A 24,970-nucleotide genomic window follows, 5' to 3' on the forward strand; every position below is an offset into this window, starting at 1 on the left:
TGGGGCCCCGCCTAACACTCTCCGGGGGGGGGGGGGGCACCCGCGCCAAGGGGTTTTTTTTAAAACCCCCCCCCGGGGGGGGGGGGGGGGGGGCCCGGGGGGGGCCCCCCCCCCCCCCACGTCGCTCACAGCCCTCGGCGCGGTGCCGGCGGCAGCGCCGGGACGGGGTGCATCCCCCTGGCCTGCCGTGCCACCTGCTGCCAGATGGTCGTGGCCGATTGGCCGTGCTGTGACGTCAGATGACCGGTGGCGTGCTGGGGGGTGCCATGGCGGGTGCCGTAGGCCCCCGTGCCGTACGTCCCGGTGCCGTACGTCCCGGTCCCGTACGAGCCGGTGTCGTGCGAGGAGAGGGAGAAGGCGACGAAGCCCAGCTCCTCCTCGCCGCTGCGGTCGCCCGGGCAGGCCCGGAAGGCCCGGATGTACTCGGCGTACAGCTCGTCGTAGATCGGAGTGGCCGATGCGCCGGCCGAAGGGTCCTGGGCCGCTCGCCCGGGGGAGATCGGCTGATAGGACTGGCGGCGGGGGACGTCGTATGCGTGCACGTAGGTGCCAACGACCCCGCCGCCCAAGGGATGCGGTCGATTGGTCCGGTTCGTCAGGGTCTATCTCCCATGAGGGCGGTGCGCCGCTTTCGGGCGCGGGGAGGTGACGGCACGGGAAACGACACGCCGTCACGGGCCCCCGCGCCCCGGTGGACGGACCGGCGCCTCAGGTCCCCGCCAGGGGCAGGGCGGCGGCGACGAGCTTGCCGTTCGCGGCCGCCTTGTCCAGCGCGTCCCGCAGCAGGTCCTCCCGCGGCTGGCGGCCGATCGAGCCCACCGGCGCCGCGAACATCAGCACCTGCTGGTGCTTGTTGGCGGCCGCCCGCCAGCCTTCGGTGACCTGGAGCGGCTGATGCGCCTGCCACCAGGCGACCGGCTGCCCGCCAGCGCCACCGGGCTGCAGCACCGCGTGCAGCTGGCCCATGGCGAGCAGCACCGACCAGCCGTGCAGCACGGGCGGCACCGAGGCGATCTCGGTGAGCGGCATGAAGCCCTGCTCGATGAGCAGGGGCAGGAAGTCGTCGCCGACTCCGGTGCCACCGGGGCGCATGATGGGCGCGGTCGGCTCCACGACGAGCGCCGGGTGCAGTTCCCCGGCGATCAGGACGAGTCCGCTGGTGATGCCCAGCACGGCCTGCTCGGGCGCGTTCCGGACGCCTCCCGTGTCGGCGGTGAAGGAGCGGACTGCACCCTGCAACTGCTCCTCCGTGACCTGGACGACCTGGGAGGGCAGGCAGGTGGCATGGGCGAAGGCGAGGACGGCGGTCTCCTCGCCGATGAACAGTACGGTGCTGGTGCGCTCTTGCTCGGAGTCGCCCGGGGTGCGGCAGGAGGTGCAGTCGTAACTGCCCGGGGCGTTCTCTCCGGCGAGCAGCCGATCGGCTTCTTCGTCGCCGATCTCGGCGCGTACGGCGTCGCTGACGTCGAGCATGCGCGGCACGGGTGGCTCCCTCGGGATGCGGTGCGTGACGGCGCCGGGTGGCTCCCGGCCCATGAGCCCGGCGGTCCCCGGCTCATGAAGAAGACAACGGGCGATCTGTGGCCGGAGTCACGCTCGGGGGAGAACGGAATCGAACCATCCGACGCGCAGGGTGAAAGGTCGGGCGGAACTGGTTACTCAGCGTTAACTCACTGGCGAGGAAGCCCAGTTGATTGCGTGAGGTGAGTCACAGACAGTGAGATCGAGTGGTCGAAAAATCCTGAAATCAGCGAATGAAAGGGTTGGCCGGAAATCGTCGATACCCCCGGTAACGTCGAACTGGCCTGGAATGACAAGGAGTTGGTTGATACCGGGCGGCCACCCTCCTTAGATTCCTCCGCCGTGTGCAACGAGCACCGCCCGGGTACGTCCACCGGCCGCGCCGCACAGCCGGCGCGCAGCACCACCTCCGGCGGACGGGGCGGTGCGCGACGACCGCGTTCCATGCGCGGGCCGACGCGCTCCGTCTTGGGGGATCCCGGGTATGTGGAGAGGGAATTACATGTCTGAATGTGCCGATAGCACCCGTAAGACCCGTACGACCCGTACGACGGCGGTCCTCGCCGGAGCGGCCCTGCTCGCCCCGCTCGGACTGCTTGCCGCGACCGGCGACGCCGCCGCGGCCGACGGCGCAGTGTGGGACCGCATCGCCCAGTGCGAGAGCGGCGGGAACTGGCACATCAACACCGGCAACGGCTACTACGGGGGACTGCAGTTCTCCGCCGGAACCTGGCGCGCGTACGGCGGCACGGCTTACGCCCCGACTGCCGACCAGGCCTCCAGGCAGGCACAGATCACCGTCGCCACCAAGGTCCAGCAGGCACAGGGCTGGGGCGCATGGCCCGTCTGCTCCGCGCGGGCCGGAGCGAGCGGAACCGCGCCCGCCGCCTCGGGCGCCACGGCGGCCAGGCACTCCTCGCAGTCGTCGTCCCCGTCATCCGGGTCCGCCACCACCGAGTCCGCCCCGTCGAAGCGGCCTTCGAAGGCGCCGGAGCACTCGACCGGACACACCGGTCGTGGGGCGTCCCGCGGCGACTACACCGTCCGCAGCGGCGACACCCTCAGCGGCATCGCCGAGCGGCACGGAACCAGCTGGCAGCGGCTCTACGCACGCAACAAGGCGGTCATCGGGGGTGACCCCGACCTGATCGTGCCCGGGCAGCGGCTCGCCCTCTGACCGGCTCGGCTCCCGGGCCCCGGCGTCCCCGAGACGACGCCGGGGCCCGCGCCGTCCCGGCCGACGCCGGGCGCGGCCTGTGAACCCCGTTGCGTTCGACGGCCGGAGGTTCCCCGCAGTGGCCACCTGCCGGTGACCGTGAGCGCGGGGGGCCGAGTCTCCTTACGGAGAGCCGCCGTCCGTGAGGGCTGGCAGACTCGGACCATGCTGGAGACCTCGGCACGACTGCTGCGCCTGCTGTCCCTGCTCCAGACCCACCGCGAGTGGTCCGGCGCGGACCTCGCCGAACGCCTCGGCGTCAGCTCCCGTACCGTGCGCCGCGACGTGGACCGGCTGCGCGAGCTGGGCTACCCCGTCAACGCCGGCCCGGGCACCGGCGGCGGCTACCGGCTCGGCGCGGGGGCCCAGTTGCCTCCACTGCTCCTGGACGACGACGAGGCGGTGGCCGTGGCGGTGGGGCTGCGAACGGCCGCCGGGCAGGGTGTCGAGGGCATCGGCGAAACCTCCGTACGTGCGCTCGCCAAACTCGAACAGGTGCTGCCGGACCGGCTGCGCCGTCGGGTGGCAGCCCTCAACGCGTTCACCGTGCCGATGCTGCGCGCCCCCCGGTCCTCCGCCGCCGACCCGGCCGTCCTCACGGAACTCGCCCATCTGTGCCGCGATGCGGAGCGGCTGCGCTTCGAGTACCGCGATCACGGTGGCGCCCCCACCCGCCGCACGGTCGAACCGCACCGCCTCGTGTGCACCGAGCGGCGCTGGTACCTGGTCGCCTGGGACGTCGAACGGGCGGACTGGCGCACCTTCCGCGTGGACCGCATCACCCCGAAGCCGCCGCACGGTCCCCGCTTCACACCGCGCACACCACCGGCGGACGACCTGGCGGCCTACGTCTCGCGGGGCGTCTCCACGCGCGCATACGCCGCACAGGCCGTCGTACGGCTGCTGGTGCCGTTGCACGAGGCCGCCGAGCGGATCTCGCCGTCCGCCGGGGTGCTGGAGGCGGAGACCGAGACCAGCTGTCTGCTGCGCACGGGCGCCGCGAGTCTCGATGTGATGGTCGTTCACATCATGATGACCGGCTTCGCGTTCGAGGTGCTGGAGCCGGCCGGGCTCACGGATGCCGTCAGGTCGGCTCGTGACCGGCTTGATGCCGCTCTGGCTCGGGCTGCGGGACCCGAGGGGCGTACTGGGGATGGTGCATATCGAACGCCGGGGCCTCGGAGCGGATCCGGGGCAGCGTGACGAAGTTGTGCCGCGGTGGCGGGCAGGAGGTCGCCCACTCCAGGGAGCGGCCGAAGCCCCAGGGGTCGTCGACCTCGACCCTGGTGCCGTACCGGGCGGTCCGCCAGACGTTGTACAGGAACGGCAGCGTCGACATCCCTAGCAGGAACGCCCCGATCGTGGAGACCGTGTTGAGGGCGGTGAACCCGTCGGCGGCCAGATAGTCCGCGTACCGGCGCGGCATGCCCTCGGCGCCCAGCCAGTGCTGCACCAGGAAGGTGATGTGGAAGCCGGTGAACAGCGTCCAGAAGTGGATCTTGCCCAGCCGTTCGTCGAGCATCTTCCCGGTGAACTTGGGCCACCAGAAGTAGAAGCCGCCGAAGGTCGCGAAGACGACGGTGCCGAAGACGACGTAGTGGAAGTGGGCGACCACGAAGTAGGAGTCGGTGACATGGAAGTCCAGCGGCGGTGAGGCCAGGATCACCCCGGTCAGCCCGCCGAACAGGAACGACACCAGGAAGCCGGTCGCCCACAGCATCGGCGTCTCGAAGGACAGCGAGCCCCTGAGCATCGTGCCGCTCCAGTTGAAGAACTTCACGCCCGTGGGCACCGCGATCAGGAACGACAGGAAGGAGAAGAACGGCAGCAGCACGGCGCCCGTCGCGAACATGTGGTGCGCCCAGACGACCACGGACAGACCCGTGATCGCCATCGTCGCACCGACCAGCGTCAGATAGCCGAAGATCGGCTTGCGGCTGAACACCGGGATGATCTCCGTGATGATCCCGAAGAACGGCAGCGCGATGATGTAGACCTCGGGATGGCCGAAGAACCAGAACAGGTGCTGCCACAGCAGTGCGCCGCCGTTCGGCGCCTCGAACACCTGTGACCCGAACCGCCGGTCCGCCTCCAGCACCAGCAGCGCCGCGGCCAGCACGGGGAACGCCATCAGGATGAGGATCGAGGTGAACAGGGTGTTCCAGGTGAAGATCGGCATCCGGAACATCGTCATGCCCGGCGCGCGCATCCCGACGATCGTCGTCAGGAAGTTCACCGCGCCGAGGATCGTCCCGAAGCCGGCCAGCGCGAGACCCAGGATCCACATGTCGGCGCCGATGCCCGGAGTGTGGTTCAGGTTGTTCAGCGGCGCGTAGGCGAACCAGCCGAAGTCGGCGGCGCCGTCCGGCGTCAGGAGCGAGCCCAGCACGATCAGCCCGCCGAAGAGGAACAGCCAGTAGGACAGCATGTTCAGCCGGGGGAACGCCACATCGGGGGAGCCGATCTGCAGCGGCATGATCTCGTTCGCAAAGCCCGCGAAGGTGGGGGTGGCGAACAGCAGCAGCATGATCGTGCCGTGCAACGTGAACAGCTGGTTGTACTGGGTGGCGCTCATGATCTGCAGACCCGGCCGGGCCAGTTCGGCGCGCATCAGCAGCGCCATGATCCCGCCGGCCAGGAAGAAGCCGAAGGACGTGACCAGATAGAGGTGGCCGATCTTCTTGTGGTCGGTGGTGGTCAGCCAGTCGACGACCAGTCGTCCCGGCCGCCTCGTCCGCAGGGCGGCCCCGGCCGCCTGTGCGGTGTCCGTCCCCATCGCCTGCCCCCTCGCTCGTCGCGTACCGGGCCTGCCTCGGCCCGCGGCTCGGTACGCGCGCGGGCTCACGCCATGATGCGCGTCCCCGTGCACGCTCCGACAGGGGGCGTGCGTGGATTCTGTGCCGAAGCCGTGCATTTCCTATGCGGTGTCAGGTGGTGCGCGCGCTACCCGAATCCGAATGGAAAGAGCCGGGAGCGAACTGCGGACCACGCTTTCCGCGGGGTTATTGCGAACCCCTTCCGAGCGTGCTCCGACCGGCTCCGAATTGCGTTCGAAGAAGGGCGTGGCGGATGCGGAATCCCTCGCACGTGTGACGCTGCCGGGGCGAAACGGGTGTCGTGATTCTGTGACACAAGTGTGACCGGAGAGGGATGAGTGGCCCGTGGGACGAACGGCCGGACTTCCGTGACGGGAGCCCGCGGCCTAACGTGGCGGCATGGCACCCATTCCCTCCCCGGACGCCGAACCCGAGGACTCCCCGGAGGCGTACGTCGGCCTGGAGGCGCACCGGGCGGAGCGGCTCGCCCGCGAGCGTGGCTGGCACCCGGTCCGCTCCCTGCCGCCGGGCACGATCATCACCATGGAGTACCTCGTGGGACGGCTGAACTTCGAGGTCGTGGACGGCAGGGTCAGACGCTGCTGGAAGGGCTGACGACGACCGAAGGCCCCGGCTCGGTGCGAGCCGGGGCCTTCGTGGTGCGGGGAGGCTGTGCGTACCGGTCCCCGCGGGTCGTGCTCAGCCGCCTGCCAGCGGCCGGGCCTGGGCGGCGCCGCGCGGCAACCGGTCCGCGTGCGCCGGACGGCGGCTGCCCGCCGGGGTGACCGGGGTGCGCTCCGCACGGGTGGTGTGCGGTCCGGGGGCCAGATAGACCGGCTGCCGGGCCGCGCGGGCGGCGGCCACCGGCTCCCTGACCGGCGCCTCCTCGTCCACCTTCGTACGCTGGGTGACGACCTGCGGGGGCACGGCCACGGGGGCCGGTGCGGGCACCGGGACGGCACGACTGCTGCGCCGACGGTCCCGCAGGTCGAGGATGGCCGTCTCGGCGCGGGCGATCAGCGGCTCGCACCAGGGCAGCGCCAGCAGGATCAGCAGCCCCGCGGCCCAGCCGAGGAGTACATCGCTCAGCCAGTGCGTCCCCAGGTAGACCGTGGTCAGGCCGACGCCGAGGGAGGTCACCGCGGAGAGCGCGGACAGCCAGCGCCGGGCCCGCGGCGTCGAGGCCAGATAGGCCAGGATGCCCCAGGTCACCACCGCGTTCGCGGTGTGGCCGGAAGGAAATATATCGCCGCCGCGCCACATCTCGTTCGATCCGATGACGGTCGCGTAGTGCGGCCCGAGGCGGCCCATTCCGTACTTCGCGGCGCCCACCGTGATGTTCAGCAGCAGCAGCGCGGCACCCAGCGTGAGCAGCGGGCGCAGGGTGTGCTGCCGCCACGAGCGCCAGCCCAGCCAGGCCGCCACCATCACCGCGGTGGGGCCGCGCTGGCCCAGCACCACGTAGTAGTCGAGAAACGCGTGGATCTGCGGCCACTGCTGGTACGGCCGGAAGAACATGACCTGCCAGTCGAGCCGGACCAGCCAGGAGGAGACGACGACGGCCCACACGATCGCCGTGTAGAAGGCCAGGGTCGCCGAGAAGAGAACCACTCGGTGCCGGCTCATCCGGGGCACGTCAATGTGGGCCGGTCGTTCAGGCTCACGGTCCAACCGGGCGAAGACCCGGTCCAGACGGCTCAGCTTTCGTTCGGTACGCACTCAATCGACGTTACAGCGAGTGAGCTGCGGGCCCGGCCGAATCACCGGGTTTGTGATGACGATGTGATGTGGGATTCCTCTCAACAGGGGGTTTATTTATAAGGATTCTGTTATCAGCGTGCCGTTGGTCCTTCAATTCCATTGAGCGGCAAGGGGCTTGGTTATGTGGCCCTTGTCTATTCGTTCACCGAATGCTGGGGCGGATTTACCCGGCCGCTCACCGTGCCCGGCGGAGCGGATCACGGCGGACCGGAGCCGTTCAGCCAGAACGCCCCGTACACGGCCGACGCCACGGCGACACCGCCGAGCACCGCCGCGGACCTGGACGGACGCGCCCGGGCCAGCGCCCGGGCGAGGGGCAGCAGCAGGGGGAAAGCAGGCAGCAGCAAGCGCGGTTTCGAGCCGAAGTAGCTCGACGCGCACAGGGCGAGCGCGGTGACCACACCCGTGTACACCAGCAACGGAAGCGGCTGGCCCTGCCGCAGGCACACCACGTACAGCCAGATGACCAGGACCACACCGATGATCAGTCCCAGGCCGGCCAGGGCGGCGGGGAAGGAGGTGAACTTGCCCGCGATGAAACGGGCGAAGGCGTAGCCGCCGTCGAATCCGTTGTGCCAGCCCGCCTGGACGTCGAGATAACCGAAGGGGCCCCGGCCCGTGCGACGGCCGACCCACAGGACGTAACCGGCGGCGCCGAGCGGGGCGATCAGCATGCCGAGCGCGCGGCGCACCCACGGGACGCCGTCCGCAGGAGGCGTGCAGCGGTCGTGCAGGAGGGACGTGACCGCCGCCGTCCACACCGCCGCCACGACGGCCGCGCCCACCGGCCGGGTCAGACCCGCCAGGGAGGCGAGCACACCCGCCGTCACCCAGCGGCCGGTGAGGACCGCGTACAAGGACCAGGCGGCGAGCGCCGTGAAGAGGGACTCGCTGTATGCCATCGACTGCACGATCCCGACCGGCAGCGCCGCCCACAGCAGAACCAGGCAGACACCCGTCCGGCGGCCGTACACATGATCCGCGACGGCGAAGATCCCCCAGGCCGCGGCGAGCGAGGCGAGCGTGGCCACGGTGAGGCCCGCGTCGGCGTACGACAGCGGCGTCACCGCCGCGCCGAACCGTTCCAGCCAGGGCAGCAGTGGGAAGAACGCCAGGCTCGAGTGCACATCGCCGTTCGGGAGGCGGACCTCGTAGCCGTAGCCGAGGGCGGCGACCCGGGCGTACCAGAGCGAGTCCCAGCGGGCGGCCAGCAGGGTGTGCGGGCTCGTGCCCCGTGCCGCGCACCACAGGGCGAGCGTGACGAGGCCCAGGGCACGCACGGCCACGTACCCCACGAGGGCGGGGGCGGCCCGGCGCACGGCGCCGGTGGGGGACGGCGTCGTACGCCGGGCAAGATCGTTCACGCGCCCGATTATCGGCCGTGCGGGGAACCGAAGCCGCTTGTCTCACGTGGGAAACCGTGAGGGAGGTGGCGCACGCCACACCCTCTCCGAGGGGAACGTGAGAGGTCCACCACGCGTCGCCTCCGGGAACTCGCGTACGCTTGCGGCTCACTCGCTTCGTTGCGTCCTCCGGGATACCGCTCCTCCCGGCACCGGTCGCGGGGGCGTCCCCAACCCCGTGGATCCGCCGGAGCGAGGGACCATCTGGGAGGTACCTACATGTCCGGGACGACCACGGCCGCCGCTGCGTCGCGCCGTCGGGCGGCCGGGGCGCGTGCGAGCCGCTGGGTCGTCCTCGTCGTCCTCTGCGTGAGCCTGCTGCTCGTCGCCGTGGACGCCACCGTGCTGCACGTCGCGATGCCCGCCGTCACCGAGGACCTCAAGCCCGGTGCGGTGGAACTGCTCTGGATCGTCGACACCTACCCGCTCGTCTGCGCCTCGCTGCTGATCCTCTTCGGCACGCTGGGCGACCGCGTCGGCCGCAGACGCGTCCTGCTGCTCGGATACGGCCTGTTCGGCATCGCCTCCGGTGTGGCGGCCCTCGCGCAGGACGCTCAGGTGCTGATCGCGGCACGGGCGCTGCTCGGCGTGGGCGGCGCGATGATCATGCCGGCCACCCTGTCGATCCTGCGCCAGGTCTTCCCCGACCGGCGCGAGCGGGCGCTGGCGATCGGCATCTGGAGTGCGGTGGCCGCGGTGGGCGCGGCGATCGGGCCGCTGCTGGGCGGCTTCCTGCTCGAGCACTTCTGGTGGGGCTCGGTCTTCCTGATCAACATCCCGCTGATGCTGGTCAGTCTGCCGGTCGGGCGGCTGCTGCTGCCGGAGTCGAGGGGCGACCGCGACGGCCCCTGGGACGTGCTCGGCGCGCTCATGGCGGCGGGCGGCCTCTTCGCGCTGGTGCTCGCGGTGAAGCGGCTCGGCGCCGGACAGCCGCCGCTGGGCCCGTACACCCTGCTGCCGCTGCTGGCGGGCGCGGGCCTGCTGGCCGCCTTCGTACGCCGGCAGCGGCGCCGCACACACCCGCTGGTGGACCTGCGGATGATCGCCCGCCCGGCCTTCGGCACCTCGGTCGGATGCATCGTGCTGGCGATGCTGGCGCTGGTCGGCCTCGAACTGATCGCGGCGCAGTATCTGCAACTCGTGCTGGGTCTGTCGCCGCTCCAGACGGGACTGCGGCTGTTGCCGCTGACGTTCGCGGCGATGGCGGCCGGCCTGGTCGGCTCGCACATGCTGCAACGCTTCGGCCCCCGCCTGATGGTGTCGTCCGGCTTCTGCCTGACGGCCGTCGCCGTGCTCACCCTCACGCTGATGGGCCGCCACGACAACCCCGGACTTCTGCTGTCCGGTTTCGTGCTGCTCGGCTTCGGGCTGGAGACGACTCTGTTCGGCGCCTACGAGTCGATGCTGAGCGAGGCGCCGCAGGAGCAGTCCGGCGGGGCGGCGGCGATCGGCGAGACGTCGTACCAGCTGGGCGCCGGGATCGGGATCGCCCTGCTGGGCAGCGTGATGAACGCGGCGTACACACCCGGCCTGTCGTCGGTGCCGGGGGTTCCGGCGTCGGAGTCCAGGGCCGCCGGCCATTCGCTGGGCGAGGCGTACCAGGTGGCGGACCGCCTGGGCGGAGCCCAGGGTGCGGCGCTGCGCCATGCGGCGCGCGACTCCTTCGTCCACGGCCTGCATGTGACGCTCCTGGTCAGTGCCGGCCTGCTGATGCTGGGCGCGGTGATGGCGGTGCGGCTGCCCCGGGTCATGCACTGCGAGCAGCCGTCCACGGCGGGCGAAGCCCTCGTACCGGCACCGCGCAGGACCGAGGACTCCCGCGTCTCGGCGTGACCGGGGCGTGCGCACGGCGTGGCGCCGGGTATCCCGGTACTGGACGTGCGGCCCGGCGCGTCGTACCGTCGGCCCGACCAGTCCTGGCTAGCGCTGCTAGTTTTTCAGTGTCACGGAGGCTGTCCCATGACCGCGTCGTTGCCGCCCTTCGACCCCGCCGACCCGCTGGGGATCGACGACCTGCTGGACGCCGAGGACCTCGCCATCCGCGACACGGTGCGGACCTGGGCGGCGGAGCGCGTGCTGCCGTACGTCGCCGAGTGGTACGAGAAGGGAGAGCTCCCCGGGATCAGGGAGCTCGCCAGGGAGCTCGGCTCCCTGGGCGCCCTCGGCATGTCGCTCAGTGGCTACGGCTGCGCCGGGGCCAGTGCCGTGCAGTACGGCCTCGCCTGCCTGGAGCTGGAGGCCGCCGACTCAGGGATCCGGTCGCTCGTGTCCGTCCAGGGCTCCCTCGCCATGTACGCCGTGCACCGGTTCGGCAGCGAGGAGCAGAAGCAGCAGTGGCTGCCCCGCATGGCCGCCGGCGAGGTCATCGGATGCTTCGGGCTCACCGAGCCCGACCACGGCTCCGACCCCGCCTCGATGCGCACCCACGCCAAGCGCGACGGCTCCGACTGGATCCTGAACGGCCGCAAGATGTGGATCACCAACGGCTCCGTCGCCGGTGTCGCCGTCGTCTGGGCGCGCACCGACGAGGGGATCCGAGGGTTCCTCGTCCCCAGCGGCACGCCCGGCTTCTCCGCTCCCGAGATCAGGCACAAATGGTCCCTGCGGGCCTCCGTCACCAGTGAGCTCGTCCTCGACGACGTGCGTCTGCCCGCCGACGCCGTCCTGCCCGGTGTCGTCGGCCTCAAGGGGCCGCTCGGCTGTCTCTCCCACGCCCGGTACGGCATCGTGTGGGGGGCGATGGGGGCGGCCCGCTCGTGCTTCGAGACCGCCGTCGAGTACGCGAGGAGCAGGGAACAGTTCGGCCGGCCCATCGGCGGGTTCCAGCTCACCCAGGCCAAGCTCGCCGACATGGCGGTCGAACTGCACAAGGGCATTCTGCTCGCCCACCATCTGGGACGGCGTATGGACGCGGGACGGCTCCGTCCCGAACAGATCAGCTTCGGCAAGCTCAACAACGTACGCGAGGCCATCGACATCTGCCGTACGGCGCGTACGATCCTCGGCGCCAACGGGATCTCCCTGGAGTACCCGGTGATGCGGCACGCCACCAACCTGGAGTCGGTGCTCACCTATGAGGGCACCGTCGAGATGCATCAGCTCGTGCTGGGCAAGGCGCTCACCGGGCTCGACGCCTTCCGGTGACCCGGGCCCGTAGCGGGCCGGGCCGGTGACCGGCCCTGCCTCAGCTCTGGTTGAAGAAGCCGCCGCTGTGGCGGTGTGCGGCCTCGCCGCTGACGATCTCCGTGTCCGCCGGGGTCAGCAGGAAGACACGGCTGGCGACACGGTCGATCGAGCCGCGCAGGCCGAAGATCAGACCGGCCGCGAAGTCCACCACACGCTTGGCGTCGGCGGGCTCCATGTTCGTGAGGTTCATGATGACCGGGACGCCGTCCCGGAAGAGCTCGCCGATGGCCCGGGCATCCCGGAAGCTGTCCGGGGTGACCGTGCCGATCCGGCGGCCCTTCTCCTCCGCAGTGTCCGACGCGACCTTCACGCGAGGGTCGGTCACCCAGGCATCGCCCTGGTCCTGTCCCTCGGCGTAGTCGTCGTCGTAGTAACGCTCGTCATCGTTGTCGTCGACGAGGCCCAGCCAGGCGCTCGCCTTGCGTACCGATCCCATGGACGCCTCCTCTCACAGCGGTCTTTCAAGCCTTCCGCAACTCCATGGTCGTCCATGATGCGGATGTGGCGCCAAGGGGATAGACGCCGCGCGGGGGTTTCGTGACGGTACTGGTGCACAGCCAATACGTCGAGAGCCCGCGTGTCCCAAGGGCCGTGCGGTAAACCACTGCTGACTGTGAGTGAAATATTATTTGCGGTGGCGTATGGGTGACGAGCGGTGCGTACGGGTGAACGAGGGGGCAGATAAGCTGCCGCAATTCAACGTCGTACCAGACACGGGGGAGTGTCGTGTTCGGAATAGTCCGGCCCTGCCGGCACCGGCTCGGTGAGAGTCTCGGGACCGAGTGGATGGCGCACCTGTGCGGTCTGTGTCTCGCCCTGCGCGGGGACCACGGGCAGCTGGCCCGGCTCGTCACCAACTACGACGGGCTGCTCGTCTCGGTCCTGACGGAGGCTCAGGCCGAGACGACCACCGGACGCCGGCGCACCGCAGGGCCCTGTCCGCTGCGCGGGATGCGCACCGCCTCCGTCGCCCGGGGCGACGGCGCACGTCTCGCGGCCGCCGTCTCGCTGGTGCTCGCCTCCGCCAAGATGCGCGATCACCTGGCCGACGGGGACGGCCCGTTGGCGCGCCGGCCCGTCGCGTTCGCGGCGCGCCGGGTCGCGGAGAGCTGGGACAGGGCCGGTGCCCGTACCGGCTCCGGAATCGGGTTCGACACCGCCGTCCTCGTGGACGCCGTGGACCGGCAGACCGGCATCGAGGCGCTCGCCGGGCCCGGCACCCCGGTCCTGACCGTCACCGAGCCGACCGAGACCGCCACCGCCGCCGCCTTCGCGTACACGGCCGTTCTGGCCGGGCGCCCCGGCAACGCCGAACCGCTGGCCGAGGCGGGGCGGCTCTTCGGGCGGCTCGCCCATCTGCTGGACGCCGTGGAGGACCGGGAGGCCGACGCGGCGTCAGGCGCCTGGAACCCGCTGACCGCCACCGGCACCTCCCTGAAGGAGGCCCGCCGCCTCGCCGACGACGCGCTGCACGGGATACGGCTCGCGCTGCGCGACGTCGAGTTCACGGACGGGCGGCTCGCGCACGCCCTGCTCGCCCACGAGCTCCGGACCTCCGTGGACCGCGCGTTCGGCACCACCTCCTGCTCGCACACGCCCGGACCGTACGGCCCGCCGCCCTCCGGCACGTACACACCGGGCGGGCCGCCGGGCCCGTACACCCCCGGCGGCCCGGCCGGCCCGCCGCCCCCGCAGCCGCCCCGGCGACGGGGGCTGATCGCCGGCTGCGCCGTGTGGCTGGGGCTCGCCTGCACCTGCCAGTTGTGCTGCGGCAGCCATGAGGATCCGTGGACCCGGGAGCGCAAGAAGGCGGCGTGCCAGGACTGCGGTGACTGCTGCGACGGATGCGAGTGCTGCGGCGAGTGCTGCAGCGGCTGTGACGGATGCGATTGCTGCTGCGACGGATGCGACTGCGGCTGTAACTGAGGAATGCGACTGCGGCTGTATGCGACTGCGGCTGTAACTGAGGAAATAGTGTTTCCGCCACGTAAAACAAGCACATGATGTGGTGACCGTAGCGCCGCGGGGTCGTTGAACCGTCCGTGCACGTCACCATCCGTGCCAGGGTGCTGAGGATCCTCGTCCTCGCCCTGGCCGTGCTGCTCGCCCTGCTCGGTGCGGCCGCCGCGGAGCAGTTCTCGGCGTACCGCAACGCGGCCGTCACCGCGGTGAACGCCCGGCTCTCCGTCACGCTCCAGGGGTTCGTCCACGCACTGCAGAAGGAGCGTGGGCTGACCACCGGATATCTCGGCGGCGTACGGCAGTTCCGCGCCGGGCTGCCCGCGCGGCGCAGGGCCACCGACACCGCCCGCGCCCGGCTCGAGGAGGCGCTCAGGGGCCGCGACGACGCCGTCGCCGCCGCCGTGCGCGCGTCCCTGCGGCGGCTCGACGCCCTCGGGGCGATCCGCCGGCACGCCGACGACGGCACCGGGACGGTTCAGGAGGCCTTCGACGGCTTCACCGCCGCCATCACGGTCCTCGACCGGCTCGGGCTCGGCCTCGACGACGTGCACGACGGCCGGCTGCGCGCCGCCTACCAGGCGCTCCGTATCCTCGGCAGCGCCAAGGAGTTCACCGCCGAGGAGCACGCCATCGTGCTCGGCTCGGTGGCCGCCGGACGGTTCCGCGCCGACGACTACATCCGCTTTCTGCAGATCCGGGCGGGCAGGCTGGCCGCCCTGGAGAGCTTTCCGCGCTCGGCCACCGGGGCCGAGCGGCGGCGGCTCGACGCGGCGCTCGGCACCCCGGACGCCCGGCGCTCGCTCGCCTACGAGAGCGCCGCGGTGCGGGGCGGCGGACGCCTCGGCCCGCGCACGGTGCCGCCCGTGTCCTGCCGGCAGTCCATGACCTCCACCCTCGACGGCCTGCGCGCGGTGCAGATCTCGCTCGGCCGGGACATCGAGGACCGTGCCGCCGGGCTGCAAGGCGCGGCCTTGCGCGACCTGCTGCTGTTCGTGCTGTTCGCGGTCGGGACGGTCGCCGCGCTCGGCCGCCTCGCCCTGGACTGCGTACGTTCCGTCTCCACTCCGCTCGACGTCCTGGCCGAGCAGGCGCGGGAGGTGGCCGGCGCACGGCTGGCGCGGACGCTCGACGCGGTGCAGCACGGCACCCCGGGCCGGACGCCACCGCCCGCACCGCTCGCCGTGCCCGTCCGGGCCGCACCCGAAGTGCTCCAGGTCGCGGAGGCGTTCGACCGGGTGCAGCGCGTCGCCTACGAACTGGCCGTCGAGCAGGCGGTGCTGCGCCGCGGCGCCGCGGGGTCGCCGGGCGGCATCGACCCGTACGAGGCGGGCTTCGGCGGAGTCGCGTGACATCACGGCCGTGTCGTCGACGGCTTCCACCGCACGCTCGTCGTACCGAGCCGTGACCTGGAGCGACCCACCCGTCAACGGCCCGACCGCGCTGCCACCGCACGGAGGCCGGTTCCGCACCTTCCTGGTCGTTTGCCGCCCCCCGGAGGGGCCGTCGCCGCGGAGACGGACTTGTTCGTCCGGACGGACGCGGCCGAAGGGTTCGTCCTCGGCCCCCTCTCGTCCCGGGCGGACTCGACGACTTCACGGGCCCGGCGCGCCGTTGCTCCGGAAGCGCGGCGTCTTCCGCACGGAATACACGGGAACCACGCTGCGCTCGAATCTCGGGCCGGTGGATCCGCTGTGGAAGGGTTGATCACATGACGACGGACGCATCCGACGAGTGGAAGCAGTGGCACGAGCACCGTACCGAGCAGGTGTCGGAGCCCTACGGGCCGCTCGCGCTGACCGGCACCTACTGGCTGGAGGACTATCCGGATGGTCGAATTCCGGCCATCCCCGGGAACTGGACGGCCGATGAGGAAGCGGTGGTGCTGACGGCAACCGAGATCGACGGCCTGACCGTCGACGGCAGGCCCTTCAGCGGCAGGATCAGTCTCGGCGCCGACCCCGGCCCCGTGACCGGGGCCCGCGTCGCGGCGGGGCAGCGCCGCCTGGTCGTCCTCGTCCGCGAAGGCGTCTGGGGCCTGCGCGAGTACGACCCCGGCGCCCCCGGGCGCCTGGCCTTCCGGGGCATCGACGCCACGCCCCACGATCCGCGCTGGTCCGTCGAGGGGCACTTCACCCCGTACGCAGAGCACCGCACCGTACGCGTGGAGAACGCCGACGGGCGTCACCGCGGCCTCGGGCTCGGCGGTGTGCTGGCCTTCACGCTCGACGGGCAGGACCTCACCCTTCAGGTCTCGGTCGAGGAGGACGGCTCGCTGTGGGCCGTCTTCGCCGACGCCACCAGCGGGGACAGCAGCTACCGCTTCAGGTTCCTGCGGCCGCCGGCGCCCGATGCCGAAGGGCGTACGACGGTGGACTTCAACCGCTCCCTGCTTCCTCCGTGCGCCTTCGCGGACCACTTCATCTGCCCCTTTCCCCCGCCGGGCAACACGCTGGGCATCGCGATCGAGGCGGGGGAGCGCACCCTGCTGTAGCGAAATTCCGCGGAATCTCCCACACCCTCCGGAACCGTCGGTAAGTTGAAGGCTGTACGGCCGAAAGGCACCCTTGCGCCGATCGGCCACGCGGCCGAATACTCCCCCCAGCGCTTGTCAGGGGCACGGCATGCCCGCTATCCGGGCGGGTCTGCCCCCGGCTGCGCCTCACGGGCCCCATCCCCACGTGGGCCCCCGACTTCCCTTGGAGGGAACGACAAGTGAGGATCAAGCGCACCAACCCCACGAGCGGTATCGCGAGACGGACCCGGCTGATCGCCGTGGCCACCGGTCTCCTGGCCGCTGCCGCGTTCGCCGTCCCCAGCGCGAACGCGAGCGACGCACACACCTTCAGTGCGAACCAGCTCAGCAGGGCGAGCGACTCGGTGCTCAAGTCCGATGTGCCTGGTACCGCCTGGGCCGTCGACCCCGCGACGAACCGCGTCGTCGTCACCGTCGACAGCACGGTCTCCAAGGCCGAGATCGCGAAGATCAAGAAGGAGGCCGGCGGCAACGCGGGCGCCCTCACCATCAAGCACACCCCGGGCAAGTTCAACAAGCTGATCTCCGGCGGCGACGCCATCTATGCGAGTAGCTGGCGCTGCTCGCTCGGCTTCAACGTCCAGGACTCCAGCGGCAACTACTACTTCCTGACCGCCGGGCACTGCACCGACGGGGCGGGCACCTGGTGGTCGAACTCCTCCCACACCACCACGCTCGGCACCACGGCCGGCTCCAGCTTCCCCGGCAACGACTACGGCATCGTGCGCTACACCAACAGCTCGGTGACCAAGCCGGGCACCGTGGGCAGCCAGGACATCACCCGTGCGGCCACGCCCTCCGTCGGCACGACCGTCTACCGCCGCGGCTCCACGACCGGTACGCACAGCGGCCGTGTCACCGCGCTCAACGCGACGGTCAACTACGGCGGCGGCGACATCGTCTACGGCCTCATCCAGACCACGGTCTGCGCCGAGCCCGGTGACTCCGGCGGCCCGCTGTACGGCGGCTCCACCGCCTACGGTCTGACCTCCGGCGGCAGCGGCGACTGCACCTCCGGCGGCACGACGTTCTTCCAGCCGGTGACCGAGGCCCTCAGCGCCTACGGGGTCCACGTCTACTGATCCCGCCGCACCGGCACCTCCGCACCATCCGGAGCCGACGGCAGGGGAGCCCCCGCACACGAGACGTGTGTGCGGGGGCTCCCTTTTGCATCGGTGCGGGAGCAACGCTCCTTCCTCTCCTGTCCTTTGGAGCCCAGGTCCGAAGGGGATGAATCCAGACAGGACTAGACCTCATGGGCGGCACAGGGATAACCCTCGCTCGGCATTTGCAGTGGGAACCAGGGGCGGAGACACAAGGGGCGGGTCACGAGCCCGGGGGCGCACGTCCGTTGGCGTGTGCGCGTCCTGAAGTCGACCTTGTGTGCTCCCCGGGGCCCTCGGAATAGTGGGCGCCGCACGGTGGGTGCGGACGTGGCTTCTGTGGTGCGCCGCCTCCGTGCCCGTACGCCTTCCGGTCGCGGCGATCCCCATCATCCCCACGGCCGACCCCCCACAGGAGGACGTAAGTTGAAGCACCGACGTATACCCGGGCGCCGGGCCGTCCTGGCCGGCGCGGCCGTCGCCGCACTGATCGCCGCGGGCGTGACCTTCCAGAATGCGAACGCGAGCGAGACCTCGCAGACCGGAGCGCCCCGCACCCTCTCTGCCGTCGCGGCCGGAAAGCTCGCCTCGACGCTCGGCGAGGACCTGGGTGCCGACGCGGCCGGAACGTATTACGACGCGAAGACGCAGCAGCTTGTCGTCAATGTGCTCGACGAGTCGGCCGCGAAGTCCGCCCAGGCGGCCGGCGCCCGGGCGAGAGTCGTCCGGAACTCCCTGGCCGAGCTCGCCGGCGCCCGCACCACGCTCCAGAAGGACGCGGCGCTCCCCGGGACGTCCTGGGCCACCGATCCCAGGACCAACAAGGTCGTCGTCACGGCCGACCGGACCGTGTCCAAGCAGGAGTGGGCGCGCCTCGCCCACGTCGTCGACGGGCTCGGCGAGAAGGCCGAGCTCAGGCGCTCACAGGGCACCTTCGAGCCCTTCGTGGCGGGCGGCGACGCCATCGCCGGCTCCGGCGGGCGCTGCTCGCTCGGCTTCAACGTGGTCAAGGACGGCCAGCCGTACTTCCTGACCGCCGGACACTGCACCCACTCGATCTCCAGCTGGTCGGACTCCAGCGGCAAGGCGATCGGCCAGAACGCGCAGTCCAGCTTCCCGGGCAACGACTTCGGCCTGGTCAAGTACACCGCGGACGTCGACCACCCCAGCGCGGTCGACCTCTACAACGGTTCCACGCAGACGATCACCAAGGCGGCCGAGGCGACCGTCGGCGAGAAGGTGACCCGCAGCGGCTCGACGACCCAGGTCCACTCGGGCACGGTCACCGGTCTGGACGCCACCGTGAACTACTCGGAGGGCACGGTCAGCGGTCTGATCCAGACCGACGTCTGCGCCGAGCCCGGTGACAGCGGCGGCGCGCTCTTCGACGGCGACGCCGCGATCGGCCTCACCTCCGGCGGCAGCGGCGACTGCACCTCGGGAGGCCAGACCTTCTTCCAGCCGGTCACCGAGGCGCTCTCGGCGACGGGTACCCGGATCGGCTGACGGGCCGACCGCCCGGTTCCCTGACAGTCCCGCCCCGCCTGTGAGGGGCGGGACTGTTCGATGTGTCGCGGCTGATCATCCGGCGTTTGCGCAGGTGAGGTGGGGGCGTGCGGATGTCGCACGCTAGTTCGAAAATTGGTCTATGGTGGGGGTGGGGTAGATGGGAACGGACGTTCGAGAGCCACTGACGGGGCTCACGGCTACGGGAGGTGCGGATGCCGGGCTTCACGCATCTGCACACCGCCTCCGGGTTCTCCCTGCGCTACGGCGCCTCGCACCCGGAGCGGCTGGCCGAGCGCGCCGGTGAGCAGGGCATGGACGCCCTCGCACTCACCGACCGGGACACCCTCGCGGGCGCGGTCCGGTTCGCCAAGGCCTGCGCGAAGGCCGGGGTCCGTCCCCTGTTCGGCGTGGAACTGGCGGTGCAGGCCGCGGAGCCCGTACGGCGGGACCGGCGCCGCACTCCGGTGCGCGGCGGTGCCTTCATCGACGAGTCGACACCGCGCGCGGTCTTCCTCGCCCGGGACGGCGCCCGCGGCTGGGCCGACCTGTGCCGGCTGGTCACCGCCGCCCATACCTCGCCCAAGCTCTCGGCTCCTCCCCCCCTCTCGACTTCGCTCGAGCGGGGGGACCCCCATCAGCAGGGGGGACCCCCGTCGGGCACCACCCTGCTGTCCTGGACCGACAACCACGCCGGCGGTCTGACCGTCCTGCTCGGCCCCGAGTCCGACGTGGGCCGCGCCCTCGCCGCGGGGCGCCCGGACCGCGCGGCCAGGCTTCTCGCGCCCTGGCGGGAGGTCTACGGCGACGCCCTGCGCCTGGAGGCCGTCTGGCACGGCCGCGCCGGCACCGGCCCCGGCTCCCTGCGCCTGGCGGCCCGCACCGTCGGCTTCGCCGTCGAGCAGGGCGTCCGCCCTGTGCTCAGCAACGCCGTCCGGTACGCCGACCCCGGGCTCGGCCCGGTCGCCGACGTCCTGGACGCCGCCCGCCGGCTCGTCCCCATCGACCCCACCAAGGAGCTGGACTCCGGTGAAGCCTGGCTCAAGGACGCGCCGGCCATGCTGACGGCCGCCGAGCGGGTGGTCGAGGCCGCCGGCTACCGCCGCGACACCGCCCACCGCCTGCTGGAGCAGACCCGGGCGACGGCCGCCGAGTGCCTGGTGGACCCCGAGGACGACCTCGGCATCGGCACGGTGCACTTCCCCGAGCCGCACCTCGTCGGCGCCGGCCACCGCACCGCCCAGCGCGCGCTCGCCTCCCGGGCGGCGGCGGGCATGGTGCTGCGCGGCTACGACACCCGGCGCGCCTACTGGGAGCGGATGCACGACGAACTGGACATCATCGCCCACCACGGCTTCGCGTCCTACTTCCTCACGGTCGCCCAGGTCGTGGACGACGTCCGGAAGATGGGCATCCGGGTCGCCGCGCGCGGCTCCGGCGCGGGCTCCCTCGTCAACCACCTGCTCGGCATCGCGCACGCCGACCCGGTCGAGCACGGGCTGCTGATGGAGCGCTTCCTGTCCAAGCGCCGCCTGGCCCTGCCCGACATCGACATCGACGTGGAGTCCGCCCGCCGCCTCGAGGTCTACCGCGCGATCATCGACCGGTTCGGCACCGAGCGGGTCGCGACGGTCGCGATGCCGGAGACGTACCGCGTCCGCCATGCGATCCGCGACGTGGGCGCGGCCCTGTCCATGGACCCCGCCGACATCGACCGCATCGCCAAGTCCTTCCCGCACATCCGCGCCCGCGACGCCCGCGCGGCGCTGAAGGAACTGCCCGAGCTCGGGCGGCTGGCGGGGGAGCTCCGGCACGAGGGGCACAAGTACGGCCGGCTGTGGGAGCTGGTCGAGGCCCTGGACGCGCTGCCCCGCGGAGTCGCCATGCACCCGTGCGGAGTGCTGCTCTCCGACGCCTCCCTCCTGGCCCGTACGCCGGTCATGCCGACCAGCGGTGAGGGCTTTCCCATGTCCCAGTTCGACAAGGACGACGTCGAGGAGCTGGGGCTGCTCAAGCTCGATGTGCTCGGGGTGCGGATGCAGTCCGCCATGGCGCACGCGGTCGCGGAGGTGGAGCGGGCCTCGGGGGAGCGGATCGACCTGGACGCCCTGGCGCCGGGCGACCCGGCGACGTACCACCTCATCCGCTCCACCGAGACCCTGGGCTGCTTCCAGATCGAGTCGCCGGGCCAGCGGGACCTGGTCGGACGGCTTCAGCCGGCCGGCTTCCACGACCTGGTCGTCGACATCTCGCTGTTCCGGCCCGGTCCGGTCGCGGCCGACATGGTGCGGCCGTTCATCGAGGCGCGCCACGGGCGGGCGCCCGTCCGCTATCCGCACCCCGACCTGGAGGAACCGCTGAAGGAGACCTACGGCGTCGTCGTCTTCCACGAGCAGGTCATCCACATCCTGGACATCATGACCGGTTGTGGGCGCGACGAGGCGGACCGGGTGCGGCGCGGGCTGTCCGACGCGGAGTCGCAGGGGCGGATCCGGGTCTGGTTCGCCCAGCAGGCGGCGGCGAACGGGTACGACGCGGAAACGATTCAGCGCACCTGGGAGATCGTCGAGGCCTTCGGCTCGTACGGCTTCTGCAAGGCGCACGCGGTCGCCTTCGCCGTACCGACGTACCAGTCGGCGTGGCTGAAGGCCCATCACCCGGCCGCCTTCTACGCGGGCCTGCTCACGCACGACCCCGGGATGTACCCGAAGCGGCTGCTGCTGGCGGACGCGCGGCGGCGCGGGGTGCCGATCCTGCCGCTGGACGTGAACAAGTCGGGAGCCGCCCACCGTATCGAACTGATGTCTGGAACAAAGGGTTCCGCCGAGCGGTGGGGGCTCCGGCTCGCCCTCCGCGATGTGCACGGCATCAGCGAGGGTGAGGCGAAGCGGATCGAGGCCGGGCAGCCGTACTCCTCCCTGCTCGACTTCTGGGAGCGTGCCCGGCCGAGCCGTCCCGTCGCCCAGCGGCTGGCGCAGGTCGGCGCGCTGGACCCGTTCGGCGCCAACCGCCGCGATCTGCAACTGCACCTGACCGAACTGCACCGGGGCGCCCGGGGCGGGGGAGGCGGCCAGCTCCCTCTGGCGGGCGGACGGCGGACGGCCTCCGCCGGGCTGCCCGACCTCTCCCCGGCAGAGCGGCTCAGCGCCGAGCTGGGCGTACTGTCCATGGACGCCTCGCGCAATCTGATGGACGACCACCGAGCCTTCCTGGACGAGCTGGGCGTGGTGCCGGCCCGCCGGCTGCGCTCGGCCCGGCACGGCGAGACGGTGCTGGTCGCGGGGGCCAAGGCGGCCACCCAGACCCCGCCGATCCGTTCCGGCAAGCGGGTCATCTTCACCACGCTCGACGACGGCACGGGCCTGGTCGACCTCGCCTTCTTCGACGACTCCCACGACGCCTGCGCCCACACCGTCTTCCACTCCTGGCTGCTGCTGGTGCGCGGGGTGGTGCAGCGACGGGGACCGCGCAGCCTCAGCGTGGTGGGCTCCGCCGCCTGGAACCTCGCCGAACTGGCCGAACTGCGCGCCGAAGGCGGCCTCGACGTGGTGGCGGCCCGGCTGGCGGAGCCCGTCCCACAGCCGGAGCACGAGGGCGGCGACGCGGCGAAGGGCCGCCGCATCCGGATGTCCACGGGGTACGAGATGAACCCCTGGGCCGATCTGCGACCCGCGGGCGAGGGCCCTGCGGGTGGAAAGAAGTTGTGGCATCAGAGTCCGGGGAGTGCGGGATGACCATCCTCTGCGTACGTTTCCAGCTGCCGGTGATGTACGAGGCGGCCCTGCCGGGGCTGCTCGGGCTCCTCGAGGAGTTCACTCCCGTCGTCGAGGCACTGCCACCCGACGGGGCGCTCGCCGATCTGCGGGGCGCCGAGCGGTACTTCGGGCGGGACGCCGTCGAACTGGCCGCGCTGATCCGGGTACGGGCCCTCGCCCACCACGGTGTGGACTGCGCGATCGGGGCGGGACCCGGGCCCATGCTGGCCCGTATGGCCCTGCGCGAGGCGACGCCCGGCACGGTCCGCGTGGTACCCGAAGCGCCCGGCGCCGTTCGGGAGTTCCTCGACGGACTGCCGGTCAGGGCGCTGCCCGGGGTCGGCGGGGTCACCGCCCGTACCCTGTGCGAGTACGGCCTCGACACCGTCGGCAAGGTCGCTGCCGCGCCCCTGTCCACGGTGCAGCGGCTGGTCGGTCTCCGGGCCGGCCGTGAACTGCACGAGAGGGCGAACGGCATCGACCGCGGCCGGGTCGTGCCCAACGCCGTGTCCTCCTCTCTCGCCGCGGAACGCCCCTTCACCCACGACGAACTGGACCCCGACCGGCACCGGCGCGCCCTGCTGTCGGCCGCCGAGGAACTCGGCACCCGGCTGCGCAATCTGGAGCGTGTGTCCCGCACGCTCACCCTCACCGTGCGCTACGCCGACCGCTCCTCGACGACCCGCAGCCGTACCCTCGCCGAACCGACCGCGCACTCGGCGGCGCTCACCGCGGAGGCGTACCGCATGTACGAGGCGCTCGGACTGCAACGCGCCCGGGTCCGCGCGATCGCCCTGCGCGCCGAGGGCCTGATCCCCGCCGACCACGCGACCCACCAGCTCACCTTCGACCCCGTGGACGAGAAGGTGCGCCGCCTGGAGGAGGTGGCGGACCGCGCGCGAGCCAGGTTCGGCCCGCGCGCGGTGATCCCGGGGTCGCTCGCCGCCTAGGGGGATTTCGGGCTGTGATCTCGTCTTCCCCGGGGTGACCGAGTCGGAACTCGCCGACGGCATCTCCGACCCGGTCGCCGGAAAGGCCATCGCTGCGTGTTCCGCCGGCCCGGGTGCGCGTTTCGGGTTGTGACCAATCACCGGGGCCACCTTTTGACCACAACCCGAAACACGCCTTAGTCCTGTGCCGCGGGCGTCAGTTGGCCCACGGCGGGGTGATACGCGTGCCGTCGGCCAGCTCCGCCTCGAGACCGTGGGAGGTGGTGACCCAGGAGACCGCGGTGTGGTCGGTCGGGTTCTCGACGGTGAGGGTCGCCCCGGGGTTGACGATCACCGTGTCGCCCGCGAAGACGCGGTCGGTGCGGCCGTCGACCGTGATCAGCAGCTCGCCGTGCAGCAGATGGAAGATCTCCTCCCGGTTGACGGTGTGGGCGGGCGCCTTGGTGCCCGCAGGGATCTCCCCCCGCCACGCGCACAGCTCCTTGCTGCCCGTCAGGGGAGTGGCGTACGAGACGAATCGCGCGCCGTGCATCTCGTGTGCGACGGCTTGGGACGAACGGACCACGGGCATGGGGTGCCTCCCGGCAGATGGTCAAGTGGGTTGACTACTTACCCAACCATGGTCAAGCCACTTGACCTTCTCGTCAAGGGTGTTTCAATGCCTCCGTGCAGAACTCCGAGGCCATGGGCCTTTCCGCCGCCCTGCTCGCCGTCGCGGCCGAGCTGACCCAGCGCATCCATGACGGCGTCGTCGCCAGGGGTTTCGAGGGGTTGCGACCCGCGCACGGCTTCGCGTTCGCCCGGCTCTCCGCGGGCGGCGCGACGGTCACCGAGCTCGCCGCCCACCTCGGGGTCACCAAGCAGGCGGCAAGTCAGCTCGTGGACGAGATCGTGCGCAAGGGTTACGCCGAACGGCGGCCGCATCCCGGGGACGCGCGCGCCCGGCTGATCGTGCTGACCGAGCAGGGCCGGGCCTGCACCCGGGCGGCGGAGGAGGCCGCGGCGGAGGCCGTGCGGCCGTGGGCGGAGCTGCTCGGGGAGCCCGGAATTCGTTCGCTCCAGCGTCAGTTGGGGCAGATCGCACCCGCGGGGCCGGTCAAACCCGCATGGTGATGAGTCCTCACACGCGCTCGGTGCATTACCAGAAGCCGCAGCCGCCATCGGCCGCCATCGAAAGTTTTTACTGACGCGTAACTTCACACTTCCACTACTGGTCCGTAACTTGACGGGTGAACAGCATCCCGTGATCCGGATCACA

Annotated in this window: 20 protein-coding genes; 13 read left to right on the plus strand and 7 right to left on the minus strand. The window is 71.5% G+C overall.

Annotation, left to right across the window (positions count from 1 at the left end; genetic code table 11):
- Window positions 1–125: 125 nt before the first annotated feature.
- Both LZ604_RS23775 and LZ604_RS23780 read right to left on the minus strand, forming a co-directional pair.
- Window positions 126–542: a hypothetical protein gene (locus LZ604_RS23775; protein WP_234517471.1), complete on the minus strand. Its 417-nt coding sequence runs from the start codon at window positions 540–542 to the stop codon at window positions 126–128.
- A gap of 166 nt (window positions 543–708) precedes the next feature.
- Entirely contained in the window at window positions 709–1,482 is a 774-nt protein-coding gene (locus tag LZ604_RS23780; RefSeq protein ID WP_234517472.1) for a DUF8842 C-terminal domain-containing protein, read from the minus strand.
- 541 nt (window positions 1,483–2,023) lie between these two features.
- Between LZ604_RS23780 and LZ604_RS23785 the strand changes: the two genes are divergently transcribed.
- Window positions 2,024–2,698, plus strand: a complete 675-nt coding sequence (locus tag LZ604_RS23785) for a LysM peptidoglycan-binding domain-containing protein (RefSeq protein ID WP_234517473.1) — start codon at window positions 2,024–2,026, stop codon at window positions 2,696–2,698.
- Window positions 2,699–2,902: 204 nt separating this feature from the next.
- Complete coding sequence (locus LZ604_RS23790; protein WP_234517474.1) at window positions 2,903–3,940, plus strand: helix-turn-helix transcriptional regulator; 1,038 nt, start codon at window positions 2,903–2,905, stop codon at window positions 3,938–3,940.
- On the opposite strand, the gene ctaD is transcribed toward LZ604_RS23790, so the two are convergent.
- On the minus strand, window positions 3,822–5,513 hold the full coding sequence (ctaD, locus tag LZ604_RS23795) for an aa3-type cytochrome oxidase subunit I (protein WP_234517475.1): 1,692 nt from the start codon (window positions 5,511–5,513) through the stop codon (window positions 3,822–3,824). The two genes, LZ604_RS23790 and ctaD, sit on opposite strands and share 119 nt — an antisense overlap.
- 439 nt (window positions 5,514–5,952) lie before the next feature.
- Between ctaD and LZ604_RS23800 the strand changes: the two genes are divergently transcribed.
- Window positions 5,953–6,168 carry an I78 family peptidase inhibitor gene (locus tag LZ604_RS23800; protein WP_234517476.1) on the plus strand — a complete coding sequence of 72 codons (216 nt, stop codon included), beginning with the start codon at window positions 5,953–5,955 and terminating at the stop codon, window positions 6,166–6,168.
- 84 nt (window positions 6,169–6,252) lie between these two features.
- Here LZ604_RS23800 and LZ604_RS23805 read toward each other — a convergent pair whose 3' ends face one another.
- Both LZ604_RS23805 and LZ604_RS23810 read right to left on the minus strand, forming a co-directional pair.
- A complete protein-coding gene (locus LZ604_RS23805; protein WP_234517477.1) occupies window positions 6,253–7,272 on the minus strand; it encodes a phosphatase PAP2 family protein in 1,020 nt (339 codons plus the stop codon).
- A gap of 239 nt (window positions 7,273–7,511) precedes the next feature.
- Complete coding sequence (locus LZ604_RS23810; RefSeq protein WP_234517478.1) at window positions 7,512–8,678, minus strand: putative hexosyltransferase; 1,167 nt, start codon at window positions 8,676–8,678, stop codon at window positions 7,512–7,514.
- 258 nt (window positions 8,679–8,936) lie between these two features.
- Between LZ604_RS23810 and LZ604_RS23815 the strand changes: the two genes are divergently transcribed.
- Both LZ604_RS23815 and LZ604_RS23820 read left to right on the plus strand, forming a co-directional pair.
- Window positions 8,937–10,550: an MFS transporter gene (locus LZ604_RS23815; RefSeq protein ID WP_234517479.1), complete on the plus strand. Its 1,614-nt coding sequence runs from the start codon at window positions 8,937–8,939 to the stop codon at window positions 10,548–10,550.
- Window positions 10,551–10,676: 126 nt separating this feature from the next.
- Complete coding sequence (locus tag LZ604_RS23820; RefSeq protein WP_234517480.1) at window positions 10,677–11,861, plus strand: acyl-CoA dehydrogenase family protein; 1,185 nt, start codon at window positions 10,677–10,679, stop codon at window positions 11,859–11,861.
- A 40-nt stretch (window positions 11,862–11,901) separates the two neighbouring features.
- Here LZ604_RS23820 and LZ604_RS23825 read toward each other — a convergent pair whose 3' ends face one another.
- Entirely contained in the window at window positions 11,902–12,339 is a 438-nt protein-coding gene (locus tag LZ604_RS23825) for a cell division protein SepF (protein ID WP_234517481.1), read from the minus strand.
- A 290-nt stretch (window positions 12,340–12,629) separates the two neighbouring features.
- Here LZ604_RS23825 and LZ604_RS23830 point away from each other — a divergent pair, with 290 nt between their 5' ends.
- The 7 genes from LZ604_RS23830 to LZ604_RS23860 all read left to right on the plus strand — a co-directional run bounded on the left by LZ604_RS23830 (window position 12,630) and on the right by LZ604_RS23860 (window position 23,712).
- Window positions 12,630–13,829 carry a DUF5685 family protein gene (locus LZ604_RS23830; RefSeq protein WP_234517482.1) on the plus strand — a complete coding sequence of 400 codons (1,200 nt, stop codon included), beginning with the start codon at window positions 12,630–12,632 and terminating at the stop codon, window positions 13,827–13,829.
- 116 nt (window positions 13,830–13,945) lie between these two features.
- Window positions 13,946–15,214: a nitrate- and nitrite sensing domain-containing protein gene (locus tag LZ604_RS23835; protein ID WP_234517483.1), complete on the plus strand. Its 1,269-nt coding sequence runs from the start codon at window positions 13,946–13,948 to the stop codon at window positions 15,212–15,214.
- Window positions 15,215–15,573: 359 nt separating this feature from the next.
- The gene (locus LZ604_RS23840) at window positions 15,574–16,356 is read left to right on the plus strand and encodes a DUF1684 domain-containing protein (RefSeq protein WP_234517484.1); all 783 of its coding nucleotides are present in this window, start codon (window positions 15,574–15,576) and stop codon (window positions 16,354–16,356) included.
- Window positions 16,357–16,577: 221 nt separating this feature from the next.
- A complete protein-coding gene (locus LZ604_RS23845) occupies window positions 16,578–17,480 on the plus strand; it encodes a S1 family peptidase (protein WP_234517485.1) in 903 nt (300 codons plus the stop codon).
- Between the two features lie 447 nt (window positions 17,481–17,927).
- Window positions 17,928–19,007: a S1 family peptidase gene (locus LZ604_RS23850; RefSeq protein ID WP_234517486.1), complete on the plus strand. Its 1,080-nt coding sequence runs from the start codon at window positions 17,928–17,930 to the stop codon at window positions 19,005–19,007.
- Between the two features lie 215 nt (window positions 19,008–19,222).
- Window positions 19,223–22,741, plus strand: a complete 3,519-nt coding sequence (locus LZ604_RS23855) for a DNA polymerase III subunit alpha (protein ID WP_234517487.1) — start codon at window positions 19,223–19,225, stop codon at window positions 22,739–22,741.
- Entirely contained in the window at window positions 22,738–23,712 is a 975-nt protein-coding gene (locus LZ604_RS23860; protein WP_234517488.1) for a DNA polymerase Y family protein, read from the plus strand. The genes LZ604_RS23855 and LZ604_RS23860 overlap by 4 nt, the downstream gene beginning before the upstream one ends.
- A gap of 196 nt (window positions 23,713–23,908) precedes the next feature.
- On the opposite strand, the gene LZ604_RS23865 is transcribed toward LZ604_RS23860, so the two are convergent.
- Window positions 23,909–24,283 carry a cupin domain-containing protein gene (locus LZ604_RS23865; RefSeq protein ID WP_234517489.1) on the minus strand — a complete coding sequence of 125 codons (375 nt, stop codon included), beginning with the start codon at window positions 24,281–24,283 and terminating at the stop codon, window positions 23,909–23,911.
- Between the two features lie 95 nt (window positions 24,284–24,378).
- Here LZ604_RS23865 and LZ604_RS23870 point away from each other — a divergent pair, with 95 nt between their 5' ends.
- Window positions 24,379–24,825 carry a MarR family winged helix-turn-helix transcriptional regulator gene (locus LZ604_RS23870; protein WP_234517490.1) on the plus strand — a complete coding sequence of 149 codons (447 nt, stop codon included), beginning with the start codon at window positions 24,379–24,381 and terminating at the stop codon, window positions 24,823–24,825.
- Window positions 24,826–24,970: the final 145 nt, after the last annotated feature.

The sequence above is a fragment of the Streptomyces glomeratus genome, from assembly GCF_021462825.1.
Taxonomy (GTDB): Bacteria; Actinomycetota; Actinomycetes; order Streptomycetales; family Streptomycetaceae; genus Streptomyces; species Streptomyces glomeratus.